Raw genomic sequence first — 20,850 nt, 5'->3', positions numbered from 1 at the left:
AAAGTAACAAAGAGTTATAATAATTTTTATAACTCTTTTTAAATTATTGGTATAATAAAAGTATTAGTATTGTACAATAAAGGGGAAACATAATGAAAAATTGATTAAAAATTATTTTATCAATGATTTTTTTATTTGGTATGGCGATTATGGGATTACTTGTTGTCGTTGTTATTTTCAATGTTAAATTCTTATATATTTTTTTAGGAATTCTTATTATTGATTTAATTTTCTCATTCTTTTTCTTTTTTTCCAAACGACGTTATGAAGTTAAATTTTCTTGAATTATTTTTATTAATTTTGTGCCATTTATTGGTTTATGTTCATATGTTTTTTTTGGACGAAAATATCACTATTCAAATAAAAAATCATTATTGTACAATCATTTAAATAAGTTAGAATATGATACTTATTATAAAAAAAATAAAACATGTTTAATAAAATATACTGCTCCTAATCAAAAATTTGGGAATGTTGTTGAATTATTAATGCGACATGCAAATAAACCATTATATCAAAATAATAAAATTAAAATAATCACAAATGGGACACGTGTTTTTAAATCATTATTAACAGATTTACAACAAGCACAAGAATATATTTTATTAACTTATTTTATTATTGCTGATGGTGAACTATTTGAATCTTTTTTAGCAGTTTTAAAAGAGCGAATTGCTGCTGGTGTCCGAGTTTATATGATTTATGACCATGTTGGTAGTTATTTTAAAATTAGTAAAAAGAGTATTAAAAAATTAGTTAAAGCTGGTATTCGGGTTCATAAATATTTGCCAATTATCACACCTTTTATTAGTGGGAATGCTAATTATCGTAATCATCGTAAAGATGTTATTATTGATGGTTTGATTGGTTATACTGGTGGAATTAATCTAGCCGATTTATATGCTGATAAATCATGAAAATTTGGAATTTTTCATGATACACAAGTGCGAATTGAAGGTGAAGCGGTTCGAGCTTTAGAAGTGATTTTTGCTGATGACTGATTTTTTGCAACTAAACGACATGAAATAATCACAGATTTAGAGCCAGCTATTTTAGCACCAAAACAATATAATGTTAAGGGTAAGTCACATTTACAAATTGTTAATCATAGCCCTAGTATTGATCATTCAATTACGAAAGATTTATATATTTCATTAATTAACAAAGCTCGAAAACGAGTTTGATTATCAACGCCTTATTTTATTCCACCAGATGATCTTATTCAAGCTTTGGTTCTTGCAGCACGCGCTGGAGCTGATGTTCGTTTAACAATTCCAGGTTTGACGGATAAAATTTTTGTTTTAGATATAACAAAAAGTTATTGTAAACCTTTACTTGCCAGTGGTGTTAAAATTTATGAAATGAATAATACTTTTAGTCATAATAAAATTGCTATTTTTGATGATGATATTGCTGTGATTGGGACTTGCAATTTGGATTATCGTAGTTTCTTTTCTGATCATCAAACAACAGCAGTTATTTATGATCCAGAAGTAGTGGCAAGCTTTATTCCACGTTGGGAATGAGATTATGAACATTCAATTTTATGACATGAATGACCAATTAAATATAAACCTTTAAGCTATCGGTTGTTGTTAACATGTTTAAAATTAGTAGCACCAATTTTATAAGTTAATGCTAATATCAAGAATAATTTTTTGTATAATTAATATGTGAAGGAGGCGGAATCATGCTATTTAATAAATTAAAAAATCAAGATGACAAAAAAAAGGACCATCAGAAGGAAAAAAAGCATAACTTATTACAAGAAAAATCATTGTCATCATCAGAAAATTTAGAAAGTAGTTTGTTTGAAGATGACGATGATAATAATAAAATTAAAACTGGTTTTAGTTTTAAACGGCGTAAAACACACAAAATTATTAAAGAATTAAATCGCCAACGAATTAAATCATTATTATTTTACACTGATATTAGTAATGTTTTGCGACAATTGGAATTTGGACTACAACCAGTTAAAAATATTCATCTAGCAAAAGAAAGTGAATATATTGTTTGAACATATTTAGAAAAACCTGATCATTTAGAGTTTGAGCTAGATAGTTCAACGCGACATTATTTTTGGAGTTGAATTGCAGAGCAAAAAGTTGATCCAAGTCAAATTGCTGTGATTGCAATTGATATTCAAAATTTATTTCATTTAACAAAAAAAGATTGAGAATATGATGATCTAACCCGACGCGTAAAAGTTTTTGAAGATGTGAAACCAGATGCAATTCGATGAGTATTAATGAAAAATAATCAATATTTAAATCGAATTCAAATGTATGTTAAAAGTAATAATTTAAAACTTAAAATTTTTCAAGGTGAAAAAGGAAATATTTCTAATGTTTTAACAGAAGGTAGAAAGAAGTAAATAATGAAAAGAAAGTTAGAGAAAATTACTCTGCGTGAAGTTGATTTTGCGCAATGATATACTGATATTGTTTTAAATGCTGATTTAATTGCCTATGGGCCGATCAAGGGAACAACTATTTTTAAACCTTATGGATATGAAATTTGAGAAAAAATTCAAAAAATTTTAGATGCTGAATTTAAAAAAAATGGTGTCAAAAATGTTTACTTTCCTTTATTAATTCCAAAAACTCTTTTTAATAAAGAAAAAGAACATATTGAAGGATTTTCACCAGAAATTGCAACGGTAACAAAGGTTGGAGATAAAGTTTTAGATGAAGAATTATACATTCGACCAACATCAGAAGTTCTTTTTGGAACCTTTTTTAGTAAAGAAATCCAGGGTTATCGTGATTTACCATTATTATATAATCAATGAGTTAATGTTTTACGTTGAGAAAAAACAACTCGCCCTTTTTTACGAACAAGTGAATTTTTATGACAAGAAGGACATACAATTCATAGTTCAAAACAAGAAGCACAGCAATTTACTTTAAAAATTTTAGATATTTATGCTACTTTTGCAGAAAAAACTTTATTATTGCCAGTTATTAAGGGCCAAAAAACAGAACGTGAAAAATTTGCTGGTGGAGAGGAAACGTATACGATTGAATCATTAATGTATGATGGTCAAGCTTTACAATGTGGTACTAGTCATTATTTTGGCCAAAATTTTTCTAAAGCATTTGACATTAAATTTGCAAATCAAAAAAATACTTTAGAATATGCTTATTCAACATCGTGAGGGGTTTCAACACGTTTGATAGGGGGGATTATTATGACACATAGTGATGATAATGGCCTAGTGTTGCCACCGCAAATTGCGCCTATTCAAATTATGATTTTACCAATTAATAATGATAGTAACGAGCAATTATCTGCAGCACAGCAACTCCAAAAAAAATTACAGAAATATCGTTGCGAAATTGATCAATCAGATAAAGGTTTTGGATTCCGTGCAACTAACGCAGAAATTAAGGGAATTCCATTGCGAATTGAAATTGGACCTCGTGATTTAGCACAACAACAAGTTACAATTGCTCGTCGTGATACTTTTGAAAAAATTACTGTTTCATGAGCAGAAGTTGAAAAAGTAGTTTCTGATTTATTAGCTCAAATTGCTACAAATTTATATCAAAAAGCTTTGAATAATCGTCATCAACGAACAAAAGAAATTGATAATTATTCAGAGTATAAAAAAACTTTAGCAAAGATGAATGGCTTGTTTTTAGTGCCATTTTGTGGTCGCATTGAGTGCGAAGATACAATTAAAGCTGAAACACAAACAACATCACGTTGTATTCCATTTGATGTTCCAACCAAAAAAACAACTTGTTTTCATTGTGGGAAACCATCAATTAATTTAGTTTATTTTGCTCGTGCTTACTAATAACAAGGAAATCTCTTTTATTTTTGATAAATTTCAATTGTAAAGGAGGTTTTTATTTGTTTAATCAAAATTTTGTTGAAGAACCATTAGCAGTTTATAATTCTTTTCAGTTTGCTTATAATAATAAAATTAATTTAGCATTAGATTTAACAATTCCGCTATTTACTTTTGATAATGGCGATAATAATAAAGCATATGCTTTTTATATTCGTCCTAATATTGGTAATTTAAAACCATGGTTTACTCCGACTGGTGAATTAACAACAGCATATAAAATTGACCATGAACCAAACACAAAATTACTTGATGTTTTTAAAAAACGTTTTTCTTAATTTAATTTTAATTTTTCAATGTTAAAAGTATATTGAAATATTAACAATAAAAAACACTGTCAAATTACAACTGAATTGCAAGCATCATCTAGTTCAATAATTTTAAAAATATCACAAACACAAGAGAATATTCAAAGTGAGGGAAAGTTATTATTCCAGCCCAGTGTTTTGATACGAATAAACCAAATAAAATTAGTTTAGTTATTAATGCACCTAATCTTAGAGACAATGATTTAGTAACAAAAAATTCTTATCAAGAATTTTATTTAAATTTTAATTATAAAAAGGACTTTCTTGAACAAACAAAAAATTGTTCGGAATTGTTCAATATAAAAATTACGATGAAAAACAAAAAAAATTTAAGACTTTTTATGATATTTTTGCTAATTATTTTCAATTAATTCCCCCAAAAATAGTTGAAACAAAATTACCTAGTTTATTTGCTTTGCGTAGTTTAAGTGTTTTTAATTCTTTAGATATAACTGATTTTCCAATTGATTTGAATACTAAAGTCGCAAAATTATGAACATTTTTTTTGCTGAGAATACAGTTTATAATCAAAATAAAGATCAAATTGAAATTGAAGCAAATAATAATTTAGCAGTAAATAATTTTCTTGTTAATCCCTTTCTTGCACAAAGTGAAATAAACTTCATTACAACAATAGAACAATTTAATTTTAATCTTGTTCAAAATTTTATTTTTAAACCAATTGTTCCTAAGGTAAATATTAATAATAATTTTTTTGTTAACTCAAATTGGTTTAAATATTTAACAACTACTTACCGAATCATTACGCAACAATTACCGAATTATTATAATAAAGAATTTAACCAAAATTTATTAGCACAATTTGAATTTGATTTTTTTGTTCAACAAAAATTAGTTATAGATGAAAAGGCATTTTGTAATTGAAGTGCAAAAAATAAACTTTGAAAGGAGTTGATTTTTTATTGAAAAAAACATTATTTTATTTTGCGGTCCCTAGTAACTAAATATGGAAAAGATATTGTTATTAATACTGTAAATAAGATAGTAATTAATAATGTAAAAGAAAATGAATAAATTATCCGCGTAATTTATTAGTGGTAATTTACTCAATATTGTTTATTTTGAGCGTAGCGAACACGCGAAGCGTGCCGCAATATTTTTAGAGAGGAAATGTAATATGCCAACTTGATTAACGACAATATTTAGTGTTGTTATTATATTAGGGATTTTTGCTTGAATTGGTTTATCAATTTATCAAAAAATTAAACAAATTCGAGGAAAGAAAAAAGATAAAAAAGAAATTGAAAGAAAGGAGAGTAATAAATAATGTTAGGTATGTATTTAACAACAGCGTTTAATTTTTTAACAGCACCTACACCTAAAACTATGACTGAGGGTATGACTGGTATTTGAACTGGTTTATCTAGTGCATTATGAAAAGTTAAAGAAGGTATAACAAATATTCTACCTGAGATAATGGTTTTTTAGGTGAAGCGTCAATTATATTAATTGCATTTGCTATATTTTGTATTATTAAAATCTTAAACTTTTTCCGTGTTATGGTTAAAGGATTTTAGTATTTATATTTATTATTTATCATGTATTTTAACTGTGGCACACTAGTTTTTATATGTGATTTGATTAAATAATTTTGTTGTTTATTTTTGCACTATACACTGTCTACAAATTTATTTTTAAATAAATTTAATTATTTTGGTTATTATTGATAATGTTAACAAGATGAAAAAACTTGTAGGCAGTATATAGTGTAAAAATATCAATTTAATTATATTTAAGGTATTATTATGGTTTTCTCTCTGTATAAAAATATTTATAAATTTGTTAATTTATTAAAAATTCAAATAATAAATTTAAAAGTTATTATTAAAATTATTATTAGTGAAATAATTGTTTTAATTGGTGATACCATTCATGATAATCAAAAAATAGATCGTATCACATTTGTAAAAAATGAATTTATTATTTCTTCGATATTTTATTTCTCCTTTCTATTTAAAATAACTTATACAGAGAGAAAACCATAATAATATCAACTTAATTATAAATTTATGATTTTATATTTTAATAACTATTGTTAAAAATTAAATAGTATTTTTCAGTGTGCCAATTTTTTTATTAAGTTTAATTGTTTTTTTGGTATATTGTTGGTTTTTGTTTTTTTAAGTTCTTTTATTTATTTTTCAATATTGAGTTGAAATGATAAAGATTTTTCACACTTTGTATTTGCAATTATTATGTCTCTATATACTTTTATAGGTATTATTTTTGTGATTATTATGTATATAAAATATATTTTTGAAATTAAGGTAGAATTTGATGTTGAAAAAGAAAAATTAAATCAATATTGACAAATTGAAGGAGTTGATAAAATTGAGTAATTTTGTTAAGAAAAATCAGAATGTAGAAAATTATTTTATTAGTAAGGAATTTATATCTTTTACAACAGAAAAAGCAAGTTTTATTAATTTACCCAATCATAATCGCCATATTGGTTTTTGGTTGAGTAATAAGTTTATTTATCCGAGTGAAAAACATTCCGAACAAGTAGCAATCTGTTTGATTTATGATAATTCTTATCCTATTATAAAATATGATGAAAATTTAAAGCGAAATATTTGAAAATATTTAACTGGAACAGAATTAATCAATTTATATAATCAATATAAACAAAATTATTTTACTAAAATGAAAAAAGCGTTATTTTTAAGTGAGCCTAAAAAAGTAAAAGCAAATAATAACAATAATAATTTAACAAATTGAAGTGTTGAAAAAGAACAAGAATTAATTAATGATTTAGAAAGTTTAAATTAAATGAGTTTATATGATTATTGAGTTCAATTTGTTAGTTATATTTATTGGTGCAAATGCTCCTGAGTTTTTATATGTTATATCGTTTGTGTTATTTATTGTTTTGTTTTTTGGAATGTTTTTTAAACTTATTCAAAAATGTGGAGTTTTTAAAAATGCAAAATGATTGAATTAAATTAAAAGAGTTTTTTATTCATATATTTTTGTTTATAGATAAAACGAATGTTGAAAGTATTACAATGTGGAATTTAACGCAAAATGAATATTTAACTTTGATGGTTGGTGTTTGAATTGTGATTTTGTTTTTAACCTGGTTTTTATTATGAATGGTTTTTAAAATAGTTGGGTATTTTAAATAATGAAAAAATTTATATTTTTCTTTAAAAACTATTGTTATATTAGTGGTTCAATGCTTTTGTTTAGTTTAATTGATTTATTACTTTGGTTAATTTCTTTGTATTGTGTTGGTTTAGTATTTTGATTGTTGTTTGCTTTGCAGTGTGTTTATTTTGTGTGATGATTGTGAAAAAATATTTTTTATCAGTTAAACGCTTTTCGGTTAGTAAATTTTGTTTGAGATAATCCGTTATCAGTTATTATTGGGAAGTTAGGAACTGGTAAAACATTACTTTTAACTTATTTGTCGCAAACTATGAAATTATTAACAGATGAAATTTATAGTAATTATCCGTTAGAAGATGATAAAGTTAAAGTTTTAACATTTAAAAATTTAGATTTTACCGATAGAACAAAACCCGTTCCCCCAGATGATAGTGTTATTTTATTTGATGAAAGTTATTTATATATTGACGGAACTAGTCCTCACGATGAGAAAAAAGTTCATAGTGGTAAAATACCGTGAATTGTTTTAGCGAGACATTTTGGACATCGTGCGTTGTTTACTGCTCAGCGTGAGGGTATGATTTGAAATAATATTCGCCAGTTAGCAAGTGGAATTATTATTCCAATTTCATTGAAAAAACCCGTTGCTAAAAAAGGATTTAATTTTTTTAATCGTTTCTTTATTATGCGAATTGGGATTTTCCAAGATATAACGGATTATGAAATTTGAAAAACAAAATCAGTAGAACGAACAGCAGAAGGTAAAAGAGCAAAACATAAGTCGGATATTGGGTTAGGAATTCGGTTTTTTAAAATAATTATTCCCCTTGAATTCGCTAATAAGTATGATAGTCAATGGTTAAAGTTTGTGCGTGATTTAAAGAATGATGAAATTGTTAATAAAAAAATATTATTGGTCAGAAATCACAAAATTAAGTGTTAAAGAACGATTGGAGTTATTTGATATTGATATTTTGAAAAAGAATTTAAAACCTAAAAAAGAGAAAGGAAATAGTAAAGATGATTAATTTATTAGTTGAAAATAATAATAGTAATTGAGACAAGATTTTTAGTTTTGTTTTTGATATATTTTTGTTTATTTTTGATGTAATTTGAAATACAAAATTACCGATGACAAATACGTCAATTGCTTATTTTTTAATCTTTTTTATGGTTATTAAGTTATCGATTTATGCAATTCACGGCACATCAACACAATATAATAATTTATTTTCAACAGTTAATAATGGTGTTTCGCAAGTATATTCGTCAACTGTACGAAAAGGTATTAATGTTGGTAAAAATGTTTATCAGAATAGTAATAAGCAACAAGTTAAACGAGAAATTAAACGTCAAAATGTTAGACAACAAGCAAAAGTTAAAAGAGGTGTTAAGTAATGATTAAATTAGTTTTATTGGTGGCGGCGATTGCGATATTTGGAACTGGTTTTATTACTGTTATTATTAATCAATTTACATCAGCAAAAAATATTATTATGGATTTATATAATTCTGATACTTGGTTGATTTGATTATTTGGTAGAATGGCAGTTTTGTTTAGTCATCCGTTAATGTTAACAATATCGAGTTTATATATTGCTGGGTTTATTGTTTCAAAAACATTGTATAGTTAGGAGTTGAGTTTATGAAAAAATCGTTATCTTTATTTGCCATATTTATTTTAACTTTTTTGGGTTTGGTTATTCCATTTATTACTTTAACGGCGTTTAGACCCTTAAATGAGGAGCAATATATGCTCAAACAAGAGAATATTAGTACTGATAAAGGTATTAATGAAACTGATTTTATTAATACAATGTTTTTACGTAGTAGTTTTTTTGAAAATTGGTCGGAAACAAATTATTTTATTAATCCAACTTTAAAAACATCAAAAAAATTATTATTTAATGATAAATGGTATTTGGATTTTTTACAAGATAGTTATTCAACCGGAGTTGTTTATGATAAAACTAATGAAATATTTTTAAATTATTATCGACAATGACATAGTTTAAAAAATCGGTTTATGGTTGAAAAATTTTATGATGTTAAAAAAGAGAATTTTTTGAATGATTTAACTGATTTTATTTATGCTTTTGCCGTTAAATATAAGATGTTTAATGTATCGAAAGAAATTGTGGAAAATATTGACCGTTATAAAGAAAATCATTATCCAAGAGTTAAATTGAAAGTAGATAATTGAAAATTAATTGATAGAAGTTATTTTGAAAATGAAATTAAAAAACCAAATGATAAATGATATATTGGTATTATTCCATATAATGAAATTTACAAAATTTATAAAATAAAAAATAATTCTGAAAAAAATAATTATATTAATCGACTTTTTACAAAATATGATAATGTTTATGGTTGAGATGGGGTTGGAGAACCAGAGCTACCAATTATCGATAAAAACACCGGTGAAATTACTGACTGAAATAGTTATCAACAAACTCGCGTAAAAGAATTTATTGATTTATCTTTATATTCTGTTTTGCAAGAAAATATTAGAGTTCAGCAAGGTGGTAGTGCGGATTATGAAAATCCGAATAAGGTTGGTACAAAGCGGATAATTTTTGATTTTGAGACGGTTGATGAATTGGATGTTAAAAATATTAAAAAAGCAATTTATCGGATGATTTTGACTGTTGATGAAGCAAATTTAATTATTTCTGGTAGTTTAGAGTTAAATAATATTAATAATGATGATTTAAGTTTTAATTTTAGTTTTATGCGAACGGGAATGGGTGAAGTTTTTAATTTTAATGGTTCAATTTATTCATCATTAAATAGTAAAGATTTAAAGTATTATCAACAGTTTAGCGGTTAGTTTGATTTATCTAAGTTTTTACAGTCTTTTTTTGCAAGTGCATTGGTGCCAGTGTTTCAAAATCGTAGTTCTTTTATTGAAAATGGATATATTGATAATTTACAATATGATACTGTTTTAGTTAACTTTTTTGCGTTGAAATTACAAAATTTTAATAATATTTTGTTGAGTGAAAATATTAACGATAAATTACAATTTGATAAATTATTAAATAGTATGTTTAAGATTTCGCAGAAATTTTATACTAATTATTTACGTACGATTTTTGATTTAGAAAATAATACTTATGTTCAAGGTTATAATAAAAAATATGGTTTGTTAGTAAATAATGGTTTTAAAATTTACCCACGATATTTTTATTTTTCTGATAAATATAAGCAATTAGATATTAAATTATATTCAGCATTTAAAAATCGGTTTTATACGATTAATAATTATGGTAGTGTTTTTAATTATGATTTTTCGGTTGCTAATAATTATGATATTAAGTCAAATTCGGGTTATGTTTTTGGCGGTGATTTACAAAATAAATATGGTTTAAAGTATAAAAAAATTGAAGAACAAAAAATCGGTTATAATGTTTTTAAATTACAAGCACAAAAAGAAAACGATATGTATCCTTATTATGATTTTAATTTTGGGATTTATAATTGACAAGAAATTAATAATGGTGGGTTGTCCCCTGATAAACAATGATGACAAGTACAATATGTAACACCAGAGGGTTGATGAGATTTTGGTGCTCATATTAAAAATGCGGTGATTTGAATTGTCAACACTATTCCTGGTGTTAAACAAGTTAATGAATTAGCCAGTGGTGTTGGTAAGGTTTTTGAAACAGTATATAGTTTTTTAGTCAAATATTTGAAGTATGAAAATTTAATCCAGCATTGTATAGTACAATAACAAATATTTTTTTATTAATTATTTTTATGAAATTTGTGCGATTAATATAAAAAAGGAACTGTTATTCAGTTCCTTTTTGTTCTTTTCAATTAGTAATTTCACCAGTATTTTTGTCAATTGTAGGTGTTTGTGGTTCACCATCACCATCTCAACAATATAAATTAATAATAGAATATCAATTATTATATATAGGAAAAATATAAAATGTATTGTTAATAATAGGAGAAATTGATTTTTCATTTTGATTATTTTTAAATTTAATAATTTCAATTGATTGATTAGTTGTATTTTTTGCAATTATTATATATCACTTTTCATCATATATACTAAATTGATTATTAATATTATTTTTATCAATTAATTTTCAATTACTACCTTCTGGTGGTTGTTGTGCTTTTGTTGTTGGTGCAATAGGTTTAGTATCTTTATTATTTTCTTTTTTGCAACTCATTAGTGTTGTTGTGCTTGTTGCGGTTAATCCGATTGTTCCTATTATGTTAAGTCATTTTTTCATATAGATTGTTCCTTTTTATTTTTTTATATATAATTGGTCTTATCACATATCAATTATATATCAATTATTTTGTATTAAATATTAATTTTATAAGTTAATGAAAGGTATATAAGTGTTATGTATAGTCATTTGAGTTTTATGGATAAAGTTAAATTAGAACAATTATTATTATCAAAAATATTTTTAAAAAAGAATGGTGAACAGAATATTTCTGCAATCGCTAAATTTTTGAATAGACATCGTAGTACTATTTTACGAGAAATTAAGAGATTTAAAACTATTGATGAATATGGTGCTTATAAGTCAGATGAAATGTATTATGAGAAAAGAAAAAAAATAATAAAAGATGTAAGCTTACGGAAGAACAGATTAATTTTATGAAAATTAGACTTAATAAATATTGTGATTCTCCGAGAGAATTTATTTATCGTTATTTTTTAAAATTTGGTGTTAAATTTCCCGTTTGTGTTAAAACACTGTATAAATGAATTCGTTTAGGTTTTTGTGGTTTTTTAAAACAGAATTTGCGACATCGTGGTAAAAAATATAAAACAAAAGGAAAATCTGATAATCGTGGTAAATTAACTGATTTTAAGTCAATTTGAGATATTGAAAATAAAGTTTCTAATGTTGGATGATTTGAAATGGATACTGTTGTTGGAAAAAACCATCAATCTAGTTGTTTAGTTTTAGTAGAACAATCAAGTAAAAAATACTTTGCAATAAAATTAGAAAATCATACTGCTAGGGAAGTTGAGAAAAAGTTTAAAGATATTGTTATAAACAATAATTTAATTGGAAAAATAAAAGGAATAATAACAGATGGAGGTAAAGAATTTAGTGAATGACGAGAAATGGAAATATTTGCTGAAACACAAGTATATTTTTGTGATGTTAGCAAACCTCGTCAAAAACCTTTAATTGAAAATATGAATGGTGAGTTTAGAAAATGATTTCCTCTTGAAACTGATTTTAATAAAGTTAGTCAAAAACAAATAGATTGAGTAGTTAATGTTATAAATGATAAACTCCGACCGTGTTTAAATTGAATAAGTTCAAAAGAAATGTTTTTGCAGAATATATAAACAATAAATATTTAAAAATGTATATTAAATTATAAAATATGTCATTAAAATAATAAAATATGTATTTATTAATTAAAATTAATAAATTATTTTTTAGTTTGTTTAAATATTGATAAAATAATTAATTTTTTTAAATTTATGGTTGATTTTTGTAATTTTTATTATATTATTTAATTAATAAAGATTTGTTGCACTTCATTTTACATAATTCATGTTTATAAAATATTTTAATTAGTAATAATAAACCTGAAGTTAATTTGCGTGTTTTTAATAAAGACGATGAAAATATTGAATTAAAACCAGAACAAAAATTTGTTTTAGATCATAGAAAATTACGAACAAAAATTAATTATGTATATGGTCAATATTATTTTGATAATATTCGTTTTCATTATTATTTTTTAAAATGTTGAATTCCGCAAATGATGTTTTTTCATAATCCAATAAGTTATCTTAGCTTCTACTTTAGCTTCTATTTATAGTAATGAAAAAATTAGTTATTCAAAAGCAATATTCGTTTATCATTACCATAATGAACAACAATTATATCAAGTTTGGAAACTTACCTTAGGAAGGTTACACTAGTGAACGCTATTATTTTATTGTTAAACTTGTTATAATTATATTAATTATTAAGAGAATGTGAGGGATTTTAAATGAATGTGCTAGATGAAGTTAAAAAAGTTTTAAAAGAATGTGGAATTTCTAAATCAATTGATTTAAATACGGAGTTTAAATCATTAGGATTAGATTCATTAGATTTAATGGATTTAGTTATTGAAGCTGAAAAAAAATGTGAAATTCAAATTCCAGATGATAAATTAATGGATATTAAAACAGTTTCAGATTTAGTTGAAGTTATTAAAGAAATTAAAAAATAAAGGAGCTGGTGACAATGGCATTATCATATGACAGGATTGTACAGTTATTAAAAAGTAAAAATTATCGAATTACTGAAATTAGGTTAGCAATTATTAAAATTTTATCAGAAAAACAACATTTAACATTAACTGAAATTGTAACATTATTAGAGAAAGAATTTAAAAATGTTAATTTAATGTCAGTTTACAACACAATTGATTTATTAATTAGTGAGCATATTGTTTTTACAAATTCTTTTGATGGTAAACAAATTTGATATGATTTAGCAGAAAACCCATCCTTTCATATGGTTTGTGACATTTGCAAAAATGTTGTTCATATCAAAGATACGAATATTTTACAAGAAATTAAGTTAGATAACTTGAAAGAAGTAATGACAAATATTAATTGAGAACCAGTGCACTTTAAAATTGAAGGGCATGGAATATGTTACCAGTGCCATAATAAAAAATATGAACCAATTCAATTTGAAGAGCATTCCAATGAAGAAAATAAATAAAATTATTTGCTATTTTCTATTATTTTGTTAAAATAGTTAAGTGACAATTTTGGTGCTTAATTTATCTTGTTAGGGGTATAGTTCAATCGGTAGAACACCGGACTTCAAATCCGGGTGTTGTGGGTTCAAGTCCTGCTACCCCTGCCATAACATAAAAAGATGAAAGTATGGAAATACTTTTTTATTTTGCCATCTTTATGTTATTGTGTTATGATTTAAAAAGGATTTAGGGGTGTAGTTTAATGGTAGAACAGCGGTCTCCAACACCGTACGTTGTGGGTTCAAGTCCTGTCACCCCTGCCAGTTTAAACAGTGGAAGTATACCCAAGTCTGGTTGAAGGGGGCGGTCTCGAAAACCGTTAGATGGAGTAATCCATGCAAGAGTTCGAATCTCTTTACTTCCGCCATTTAATGAATAAAAAATAAAAAATCATTTCTAATATTAGAAATGATTTTTTATTACTATGTGATTTGTGGAACAGCAATGAAAGCAATTGTGTTTAAACCTGCATGTGCAACAAAGATATTAGCTAAATTTTCAGTATGATAATTAACTTTTAACTCATTTAATTTTTGAGTAACATTATCTCAAACTTTGCTAGCACATTCACTTGTTTTTAAAACAAATAATTGAAAGTTTATTTTAAATGTTTTTTTAAATTTTTCTCATGTTTCAACTAATGTTTCAATTAAATTATTTAAAGTTCGTGATGAGCCAATTTTTTTAGGATATTCTCCTCATTGAATTAAAATTTTAATTTTAAATAAGTTAATTAATGATAATAAAACTTTTCCAACACGTCCACCTTTTGACAAACGATCTAAACTACCAGGTATCATTGCCATATATGTTTTTTGTTCAAGTTCATTTGTTTTAGTAATAATTTCTTTGACACTAAGATTTTGCTTTGTTAATTCATTAGCATAAATTATTAATGTTTTTAAGGCAAAAGCTGCTGTATGATTACGAACAACATGAACTTTTCCACGGTATTTTTCATCTTGACTTAAGACATAAGCAGTTGCATATTGACTTGAAAGTTTTTCAGCAATTGGATAATGAATAATTTCGTCGTATGTTTTTAAAATTTCGTCATATTTAACCATTAATTCACCGGTTGATGCTTGACTTGTTTTTGTTGTTCCTGTTTTAACAACTTCATAAAAATTATGTTTTGTTGTCTCTTCTTCTGTATCTAAGATATCAATTTCATTATTTAAAATAATGTGTAAGGGTATAACATGAATACCCAATTGTTTAATTTCTGCTGTTTTGAAACCTGCTGATGAATCAGTTAAAATTGCAATTTTTTTACTCATTGGTTGTACCTCCTTTTATTGGTCTCAACATACTAGCACAACCGTATTTGCTCCTGTATGAGCTGCAATAACATTTGCCAAAATGTATGTTGAAGTAACTTTAGCATCCGCGTCTTCAATAATATTGAAAACTTCTTTTAATGTTTCATCATCTGTTCTTGAATGCAATAAAATAATGTTTTTTCAATTTTGCCGTTCTTTTTTTATTTGTCCTAAAGCTGTTTCAACAGCTTTTTTAAATGTTCTAGTTTTATCAAATTTATCAATGCGACCATCATATCTCAAAATAGGCGTTATTTTTAAAAGTGATGCTGCAGCTGCAGCTGCAGCTGTAATTCGCCCCCCACGTTTTAAAGTTTCCAAACTTTTTGGGATAATAAAGGCACTAACTTTTGTTTTAATTAAATTAAGTTTTGGTTGAATTTCTGCTAATTCAATTCCTTCTCCAATTCATTGATATACTAGATCAATCATATATACTAGCAGTTGACTTACCCCGTCAGTATCAATAACAAAGACTTTGTTTTTATATTCATCGCCTTGAGCTAACATTGAAATATTTTCATGTTGACCAGATAACCCCTTTGATAAGCCCATAAAAACAATGCCATCATATTTTTTTAACAATTCGTTTCAAGTACTTAACATTTTCCCCATTGGAATTTGGCTAGTTTTAATAACTTGATGTTCTAAAATATCATAAAATTCATTAAATGAAATGACATCTTCGTCATCTTCCACTTCACTACCATCTGGGAAATTTAGTAATAATGGTAATAAATAAGTATCTTCGTATTTTTTTAAATCGTCTTTCTTAATTCCAGACGATGAGTCGATTATTAATGCAACTTTGCGCATATTTTTCCTCCATTTATTTTCTCTCTTTTAAGTATCATTGAATCTAAGTTAAGGTATTATTAAAGTCTTAACAATATATTAATTATAAACTTTGATATAATAATTTCAAGCATGAAAGGAAGATAACAATGAAAATTACTACTGAACAGAAAAAAATGTATGAGGCTATTTTACAAGCATTTGGGCCATCTGGATGTGAGCATCAAGTTGTTAAACTATTAAAACAATATTATCAAAAATATACTTCAGAAATAATTCAAGATAATTTAGGAAGTTGCTTTGCTGTAATTCGAAATCAAAAAGGAATCACAAATCCGAAAAAGGTAATGTTAATGGCACATGGTGATGAAGTTGGTTTTATGGTTAGTCAAATTAATAGTAAAGGTCTCGTCCGGATTAATCCATTAGGAGGCATTTGGGAGCAAACATTATTAGCCAAGCGGGTAAAGTTGCTAAAAGATGATGGGACATTTTTGACTGGTGCAATTTCAGCAATTGCGCCGCATTTACTGTCACCAGAAGCTCGGCTAAAACCAACCCCAATTGCTAATATGTTAGTTGATTTTGGTTTTTCTTCACAAGCAGAAGCCTATAGTGCCGGAATTCGAGAAGGAAATTTTGTCATTTGTGAAGGACCAACGGTTTTCTTAAATGATAAACGATTATTATCTAAAGCAATTGATAACCGAATGGGTGTTATTTTAGGATTAGAAGTTTTAGAACAAGTTAAAAATAAACAATTAGATTATGATTTATACGTTGGTTTTAGTGTACAAGAAGAAGTCGGAATCCGAGGTGCTAAAACAGCAACAACATTAATTAATCCTGATTTTGCAATTGTAACTGATGTTTCACCAGGACAAGATTATGAATCAACAACAACTTTTGGTCAATTGGGGCAAGGTGTCATGTTACGTGGGATGGATAATGGCTATATTACGCGTTATGATTTAATTCAATATCAACTTAAAATGATGAAAGAACATGAAATAAAATATCAATTTTATATTTCGCTAGGAGGAACTGATGCTGGAGCGGTTCATTTGACAACAGTTGGTATTCCAACTATTCAAGCGTGTTTAATTGCTCGTAATTTGCATACAATTAGTGGTATTCTAGATTTAGATGACTTTAATGAAACAATTAAGTTAGTAACAATAATTATTGAAGATTTAGATGCAGCAAAAATTAAAGAATTTAATTGAAGTAGTAAGGAGTAAAAATGGGAACAAAAACAATTGGTTTATTTTATAATCAAGGCTTTGATGTTTTGATTGGATATGAATCAACACCTGATAAGGTTGAGTATTTTATTAATAATGATTATGTTTTATTTTATAATCAAGCTCACCAATGTTGCGGGTTTAATTTGCTAAATGCTAGTAAGCATTTAACATTACCTTTAAAGTTAGGTATTAATAATGATAATTATGATTTATTAACAGAGTTAGGAACTATTTTTAAACAAGAAGATTATTTTTTTAATAATATTAATCAACAACCACAATTTATCGTTGGTAAAATTCTTGAACGTAAAAAACATCCTAATTCTGATAAATTAAATATTTGCCAAGTAGATATTGGTTTGTCAACTGAACAAATTATTTGTGGGGCTGATAATTGTGATATTGACCAATTAGTTGTTGTTGCACGTGTTGGGGCGATTATGCCATCAGGTTTAAAAATTGTTCCTAGTGAATTACGAGGAGTTATTTCAAATGGAATGCTTTGTTCTGAACGAGAATTAGGATTGCCAGTCACTATTATTGGTAAAAAAATTATGTTATTATCAAATCAGCAATATCACCTTGGAAATAGTTTTTGAAAGGAATATTATAATGGGCAAAATTAAGGCAGGGTATTATAGTGCAATTTATTTTTTAAAAACAGCGAATATTTTAAAAAATGAGAAACCAAATGATTTAATAACAATGCAGTTTTTTCAACGCGAAGAAAATGTTATTTTAGCAGGCGTTAACGAGTGTGTTGAATTATTAAAAACGGAAGCTTTTAATGCAGAAAGTTTAGAAATTACTGCATTAACAGATGGCGATTTAATTCAAGCTAATGAACCAGTTTTAAAAGTAACTGGTCATTATTATCAGTTTGGTCATTTAGAGGGTATTATTGATGGAATTTTGGCCCGACAAACAAGTATTGCAACAAATTGTTATCGAGTATTACAAGCAGCTAATAATAAGTCAGTGATATATATGAATGATCGCAATGATTATTATTATAATCAAGAAAATGATGGTTATGCTGCTAAAATCGGTGGAATAACTAATTTTGTTACAACGGCACAAGTAACAAAATTAGTTGGTAATTATGAACCTATTGGAACTGTTCCACATGCTTTAATCCAAGCTTTTAATGGTGATTTAATTGCAGCTTTGAAAGCTTATCAAAAGTTTTATCCAACTGATAAATTAGTGGCCTTAGTTGATTATAATAATGATGTTATTACTGATACCTTGCAAGTAGCAGATGCATTTTCAAATTTATATGCAGTTCGTGTTGATACTTCTCAATCATTAATTGATAAATATTTTCTTGGAAAAGAAGATAAGTATCCAATTAGTGAAATTAATGGTGTTAATAAACACTTAATTCGTGCTTTGCGTCAAGCCTTAAATAAAGCAGGATATCGACATATTAAAATTATTGTTTCATCAGGATTTAATGCGCAAAAAATCCAAGATTTTGAAAAAGAAGGTGTTCCTGTTGATATTTATGGAGTTGGTGAATCGTTGGCAAAAATTAATATTGGTTTTACTGGTGATGCTGTTCAATTAAATGGTGTTGATCAAGCGAAAGTTGGACGGAGTAATATTACTTCAAAGCGACTAGTTAAAAAATAAGAAATGTTTTATAATATATGTAAATAAAGGGGGTTTTCATGATGAGTGAAAATAAAAACCATAAAATAGAGTCTTATTATAATCATGATGATGCTTATCCTCATTTAAAACATGGACGAAAACAACATCAAAAAGAAAACGAAAAAATTATATTTGAGAATAATAATAAAAATAATAAGAATAAATCTCCTTTAACGTCATTGTGTGAAGTTATTTCACCTTTATATGGAAAAAAATTAGATGGAGCTGATGAATTTAAAACTAATATGTCGCATTCATCTAAACAACAAAAAGAAAATAAACCCATAACGTCGATTAAGGGTGTTATTGATCAGCGGGTGAGTGAGAAGAAGGCAGAGTTAGCAAAGATGTATGTTGTTGAAGAACATCCTGTGCATTTAGAGTCAACGTCGATTAAGGGTGTTATTGATCAGCGGGTGAGTGAGAAGAAGGCAGAGTTAGCAAAAATTCATATTACTGAAGAAAAAATTCCATCTTTAGATAAAACTAAAATTGAACCATATTTTCGAAAATATGACCCCGTTACAAACAAAGAAATTATTCCGTCAACTTTAAAAACGAAAAATAAATTATCTGAACCAACAGCACAAACGGTATCATTTTTATTAAAGCCACGAAAAAGTGGAACAAATATCTTTGGCGACAGAACAGCTGAGTTAAAAGTAGAATTAGAACAAATTAAAGAAAAAATTATTAATCCAATGCCAGAACAAAATTCCGATGCTTATGAGCAAAATGCAATGTTTGAAGGAATTGAAGAGCAAAGAGAAATTAATGAACAAATTCGAAAAGCAGTTGCTGAAGCTTATCATATTGATGATAATTTTTCTGAAGATATGCCATTAGAACAACGCCGTCGATTAATTCAACATAATTTAACAAAAGCGGGAGCGGTCAGATTTAAAACGTTACTTAATTTACAAGAAAATAATTTAAATAATCAGTTTCTTCGCCGTCCAAAACCATTATCACAAAATACATCAGGATATCATAAGAAATTGCATGATTTACGAAATAGTGATTTTGAACCAGAGATGGAGCACGTTAAAGAATATCATACTAATCGTAATCCTTATTTATCACGAATGTTAGAAATTGAAGAACAAACAGCAAAAGAAGCAGAGGCAAAACGTCGTGAACGAATTAAAACACAGATTAATGATATTCAAACTGATAATAAAAATAATAATGAATAGGTAAAGATACTGTCAAAAAGTAATAGGGCAGTTAAAAGAATGAATAGGGGAATCAGACAATTTCACTGTTGCTATTTTTTTGTTAAAACTTTTATTATAAAAAAGGATAATAAATATTAAAAAATATCAATATGAATCAAATTATGAAGCAACATTTGCTTAAATAATTTAACAAAAAGATAGAAATTAATTGAATGAATACAAAAGTAAAAAAACAAACAATGATAATTGGAGGAACAATTTTTGGTGTTTTAGCAACAACAGGAGTTATTGCAGGTATTATTTTTGGTATTAAAAATATGAATGGTGATTTTGAAACAGAAAAAAGTCAAATATGAGAAATGATTAAAGAAATACCAAATGATACTGCACATGTTGTTTTTATTAATGGATTTGTTGGAACATCTCTTGTTGAAAAGTATCTATTTGAAAGTGTTCAAGGTAAATTTTCAGTTGATATTATTCGTAGTTATATGGCTGCAGGTCGTACAAAAAATGAATAAGAACGTGTCGCAAAATATAACCAAGAATTTTCACACAATAATTTAAATAAACAAGCTAATGTTATTGATAAAC

23 protein-coding genes, 3 tRNA genes and 3 pseudogenes are annotated in these 20,850 nt (G+C 26.3%); 26 read left to right on the top strand and 3 right to left on the bottom strand.

The annotated features are described in order from the left end of the window. The first annotated feature begins 92 nt into the window (after positions 1 to 92). The 14 genes and pseudogenes from cls (at position 93) to SCITRI_RS12520 (ending at position 11,088) form a co-directional block, all read left to right on the top strand. Entirely contained in the window at positions 93 to 1,631 is a 1,539-nt protein-coding gene (gene cls / locus SCITRI_RS08600; protein ID WP_071937954.1) for a cardiolipin synthase, read from the top strand. A 59-nt stretch (positions 1,632 to 1,690) separates the two neighbouring features. Next, a complete protein-coding gene (locus SCITRI_RS08595) occupies positions 1,691 to 2,377 on the top strand; it encodes an acetyltransferase (RefSeq protein ID WP_071937953.1) in 687 nt (228 codons plus the stop codon). Positions 2,378 to 2,380: 3 nt separating this feature from the next. Next, entirely contained in the window at positions 2,381 to 3,805 is a 1,425-nt protein-coding gene (gene proS / locus SCITRI_RS08590; RefSeq protein ID WP_071937952.1) for a proline--tRNA ligase, read from the top strand. Between the two features lie 56 nt (positions 3,806 to 3,861). Continuing rightward, positions 3,862 to 4,137 (top strand): hypothetical protein, encoded by a 276-nt coding sequence (locus tag SCITRI_RS11845; protein WP_237237941.1) that lies wholly within the window; start codon positions 3,862 to 3,864, stop codon positions 4,135 to 4,137. A 522-nt stretch (positions 4,138 to 4,659) separates the two neighbouring features. After that, a complete protein-coding gene (locus tag SCITRI_RS11840) occupies positions 4,660 to 5,202 on the top strand; it encodes a hypothetical protein (RefSeq protein ID WP_237238238.1) in 543 nt (180 codons plus the stop codon). A 103-nt stretch (positions 5,203 to 5,305) separates the two neighbouring features. Further along, positions 5,306 to 5,455 carry a hypothetical protein gene (locus SCITRI_RS08580; protein ID WP_015967969.1) on the top strand — a complete coding sequence of 50 codons (150 nt, stop codon included), beginning with the start codon at positions 5,306 to 5,308 and terminating at the stop codon, positions 5,453 to 5,455. Beyond that, a complete protein-coding gene (locus SCITRI_RS11835) occupies positions 5,455 to 5,616 on the top strand; it encodes a hypothetical protein (RefSeq protein ID WP_237237940.1) in 162 nt (53 codons plus the stop codon). Before SCITRI_RS08580 ends, SCITRI_RS11835 begins: the two co-directional genes overlap by 1 nt. Positions 5,617 to 5,933: 317 nt before the next feature. Beyond that, positions 5,934 to 6,173 (top strand): hypothetical protein, encoded by a 240-nt coding sequence (locus SCITRI_RS08570; RefSeq protein ID WP_071937951.1) that lies wholly within the window; start codon positions 5,934 to 5,936, stop codon positions 6,171 to 6,173. Positions 6,174 to 6,519: 346 nt separating this feature from the next. Next, positions 6,520 to 6,960 carry a DUF3627 domain-containing protein gene (locus SCITRI_RS08560; RefSeq protein ID WP_084566901.1) on the top strand — a complete coding sequence of 147 codons (441 nt, stop codon included), beginning with the start codon at positions 6,520 to 6,522 and terminating at the stop codon, positions 6,958 to 6,960. 152 nt (positions 6,961 to 7,112) lie between these two features. After that, entirely contained in the window at positions 7,113 to 7,316 is a 204-nt protein-coding gene (locus tag SCITRI_RS08555) for a DUF2649 domain-containing protein (RefSeq protein ID WP_071937948.1), read from the top strand. Further along, positions 7,316 to 8,327: pseudogene (locus SCITRI_RS08550) on the top strand (hypothetical protein). Before SCITRI_RS08555 ends, SCITRI_RS08550 begins: the two are co-directional and overlap by 1 nt. Then, entirely contained in the window at positions 8,320 to 8,697 is a 378-nt protein-coding gene (locus SCITRI_RS08545) for a hypothetical protein (RefSeq protein WP_071937947.1), read from the top strand. Before SCITRI_RS08550 ends, SCITRI_RS08545 begins: the two are co-directional and overlap by 8 nt. After that, positions 8,697 to 8,933 (top strand): hypothetical protein, encoded by a 237-nt coding sequence (locus SCITRI_RS08540; RefSeq protein WP_071937946.1) that lies wholly within the window; start codon positions 8,697 to 8,699, stop codon positions 8,931 to 8,933. Before SCITRI_RS08545 ends, SCITRI_RS08540 begins: the two co-directional genes overlap by 1 nt. An 11-nt stretch (positions 8,934 to 8,944) precedes the next feature. Then, positions 8,945 to 11,088, top strand: a pseudogene (locus SCITRI_RS12520) (spiroplasma phage ORF1-like family protein). 11 nt (positions 11,089 to 11,099) lie between these two features. On the opposite strand, the gene SCITRI_RS08530 reads toward SCITRI_RS12520, so the two are convergent. Continuing rightward, a complete protein-coding gene (locus SCITRI_RS08530) occupies positions 11,100 to 11,552 on the bottom strand; it encodes a lipoprotein (protein ID WP_071937945.1) in 453 nt (150 codons plus the stop codon). Positions 11,553 to 11,669: 117 nt separating this feature from the next. On the opposite strand from SCITRI_RS08530, the pseudogene SCITRI_RS08525 reads away from it, so the two are divergent. From SCITRI_RS08525 to SCITRI_RS08495, 7 genes and pseudogenes are all read left to right on the top strand, one after another. After that, positions 11,670 to 12,637 (top strand): annotated as a pseudogene (locus SCITRI_RS08525) (IS30 family transposase). 257 nt (positions 12,638 to 12,894) lie between these two features. Beyond that, the gene (locus SCITRI_RS11830; protein ID WP_237237938.1) at positions 12,895 to 13,119 is read left to right on the top strand and encodes a hypothetical protein; all 225 of its coding nucleotides are present in this window, start codon (positions 12,895 to 12,897) and stop codon (positions 13,117 to 13,119) included. A gap of 174 nt (positions 13,120 to 13,293) precedes the next feature. Next, positions 13,294 to 13,518, top strand: coding sequence for an acyl carrier protein (locus tag SCITRI_RS08515; protein WP_071937944.1), 225 nt, complete (start codon positions 13,294 to 13,296; stop codon positions 13,516 to 13,518). A 14-nt stretch (positions 13,519 to 13,532) separates the two neighbouring features. Further along, positions 13,533 to 14,018: a Fur family transcriptional regulator gene (locus SCITRI_RS08510; protein WP_071937943.1), complete on the top strand. Its 486-nt coding sequence runs from the start codon at positions 13,533 to 13,535 to the stop codon at positions 14,016 to 14,018. Positions 14,019 to 14,089: 71 nt separating this feature from the next. Beyond that, positions 14,090 to 14,165: transfer RNA gene (locus tag SCITRI_RS08505), tRNA-Trp, on the top strand. An 81-nt stretch (positions 14,166 to 14,246) separates the two neighbouring features. Continuing rightward, positions 14,247 to 14,321, top strand: a tRNA-Trp gene (locus tag SCITRI_RS08500). 11 nt (positions 14,322 to 14,332) lie between these two features. Further along, positions 14,333 to 14,425 (top strand) — tRNA-Ser (locus SCITRI_RS08495). A 55-nt stretch (positions 14,426 to 14,480) separates the two neighbouring features. Here the strand turns inward: SCITRI_RS08495 and SCITRI_RS08490 are convergent. Next, positions 14,481 to 15,338, bottom strand: coding sequence for a DegV family protein (locus tag SCITRI_RS08490; protein ID WP_071937942.1), 858 nt, complete (start codon positions 15,336 to 15,338; stop codon positions 14,481 to 14,483). Between the two features lie 15 nt (positions 15,339 to 15,353). Then, entirely contained in the window at positions 15,354 to 16,196 is an 843-nt protein-coding gene (locus SCITRI_RS08485) for a DegV family protein (protein ID WP_071937941.1), read from the bottom strand. A gap of 128 nt (positions 16,197 to 16,324) precedes the next feature. Here SCITRI_RS08485 and SCITRI_RS08480 point away from each other — a divergent pair, with 128 nt between their 5' ends. The 5 genes from SCITRI_RS08480 to SCITRI_RS11825 all read left to right on the top strand — a co-directional run bounded on the left by SCITRI_RS08480 (position 16,325) and on the right by SCITRI_RS11825 (position 20,777). After that, the gene (locus SCITRI_RS08480) at positions 16,325 to 17,416 is read left to right on the top strand and encodes a M42 family metallopeptidase (RefSeq protein ID WP_071937940.1); all 1,092 of its coding nucleotides are present in this window, start codon (positions 16,325 to 16,327) and stop codon (positions 17,414 to 17,416) included. A gap of 2 nt (positions 17,417 to 17,418) precedes the next feature. After that, on the top strand, positions 17,419 to 18,048 hold the full coding sequence (ytpR, locus tag SCITRI_RS08475) for a YtpR family tRNA-binding protein (RefSeq protein WP_071937939.1): 630 nt from the start codon (positions 17,419 to 17,421) through the stop codon (positions 18,046 to 18,048). Then, the gene (locus SCITRI_RS08470; protein WP_071937938.1) at positions 18,035 to 19,057 is read left to right on the top strand and encodes a nicotinate phosphoribosyltransferase; all 1,023 of its coding nucleotides are present in this window, start codon (positions 18,035 to 18,037) and stop codon (positions 19,055 to 19,057) included. Before ytpR ends, SCITRI_RS08470 begins: the two co-directional genes overlap by 14 nt. A 41-nt stretch (positions 19,058 to 19,098) precedes the next feature. Then, a complete protein-coding gene (locus SCITRI_RS08465) occupies positions 19,099 to 20,274 on the top strand; it encodes a hypothetical protein (protein WP_071937937.1) in 1,176 nt (391 codons plus the stop codon). A gap of 194 nt (positions 20,275 to 20,468) precedes the next feature. After that, complete coding sequence (locus tag SCITRI_RS11825; protein ID WP_237237937.1) at positions 20,469 to 20,777, top strand: hypothetical protein; 309 nt, start codon at positions 20,469 to 20,471, stop codon at positions 20,775 to 20,777. Positions 20,778 to 20,850 lie beyond the last annotated feature (73 nt).

This window comes from Spiroplasma citri (assembly GCF_001886855.1).
Taxonomy (GTDB): Bacteria; Bacillota_I; Bacilli_A; order Mycoplasmatales; family Mycoplasmataceae; genus Spiroplasma; species Spiroplasma citri.
Note: the sequence above shows the minus strand (reverse complement) of the source record. Positions and strands in the feature narration are given on the sequence as shown.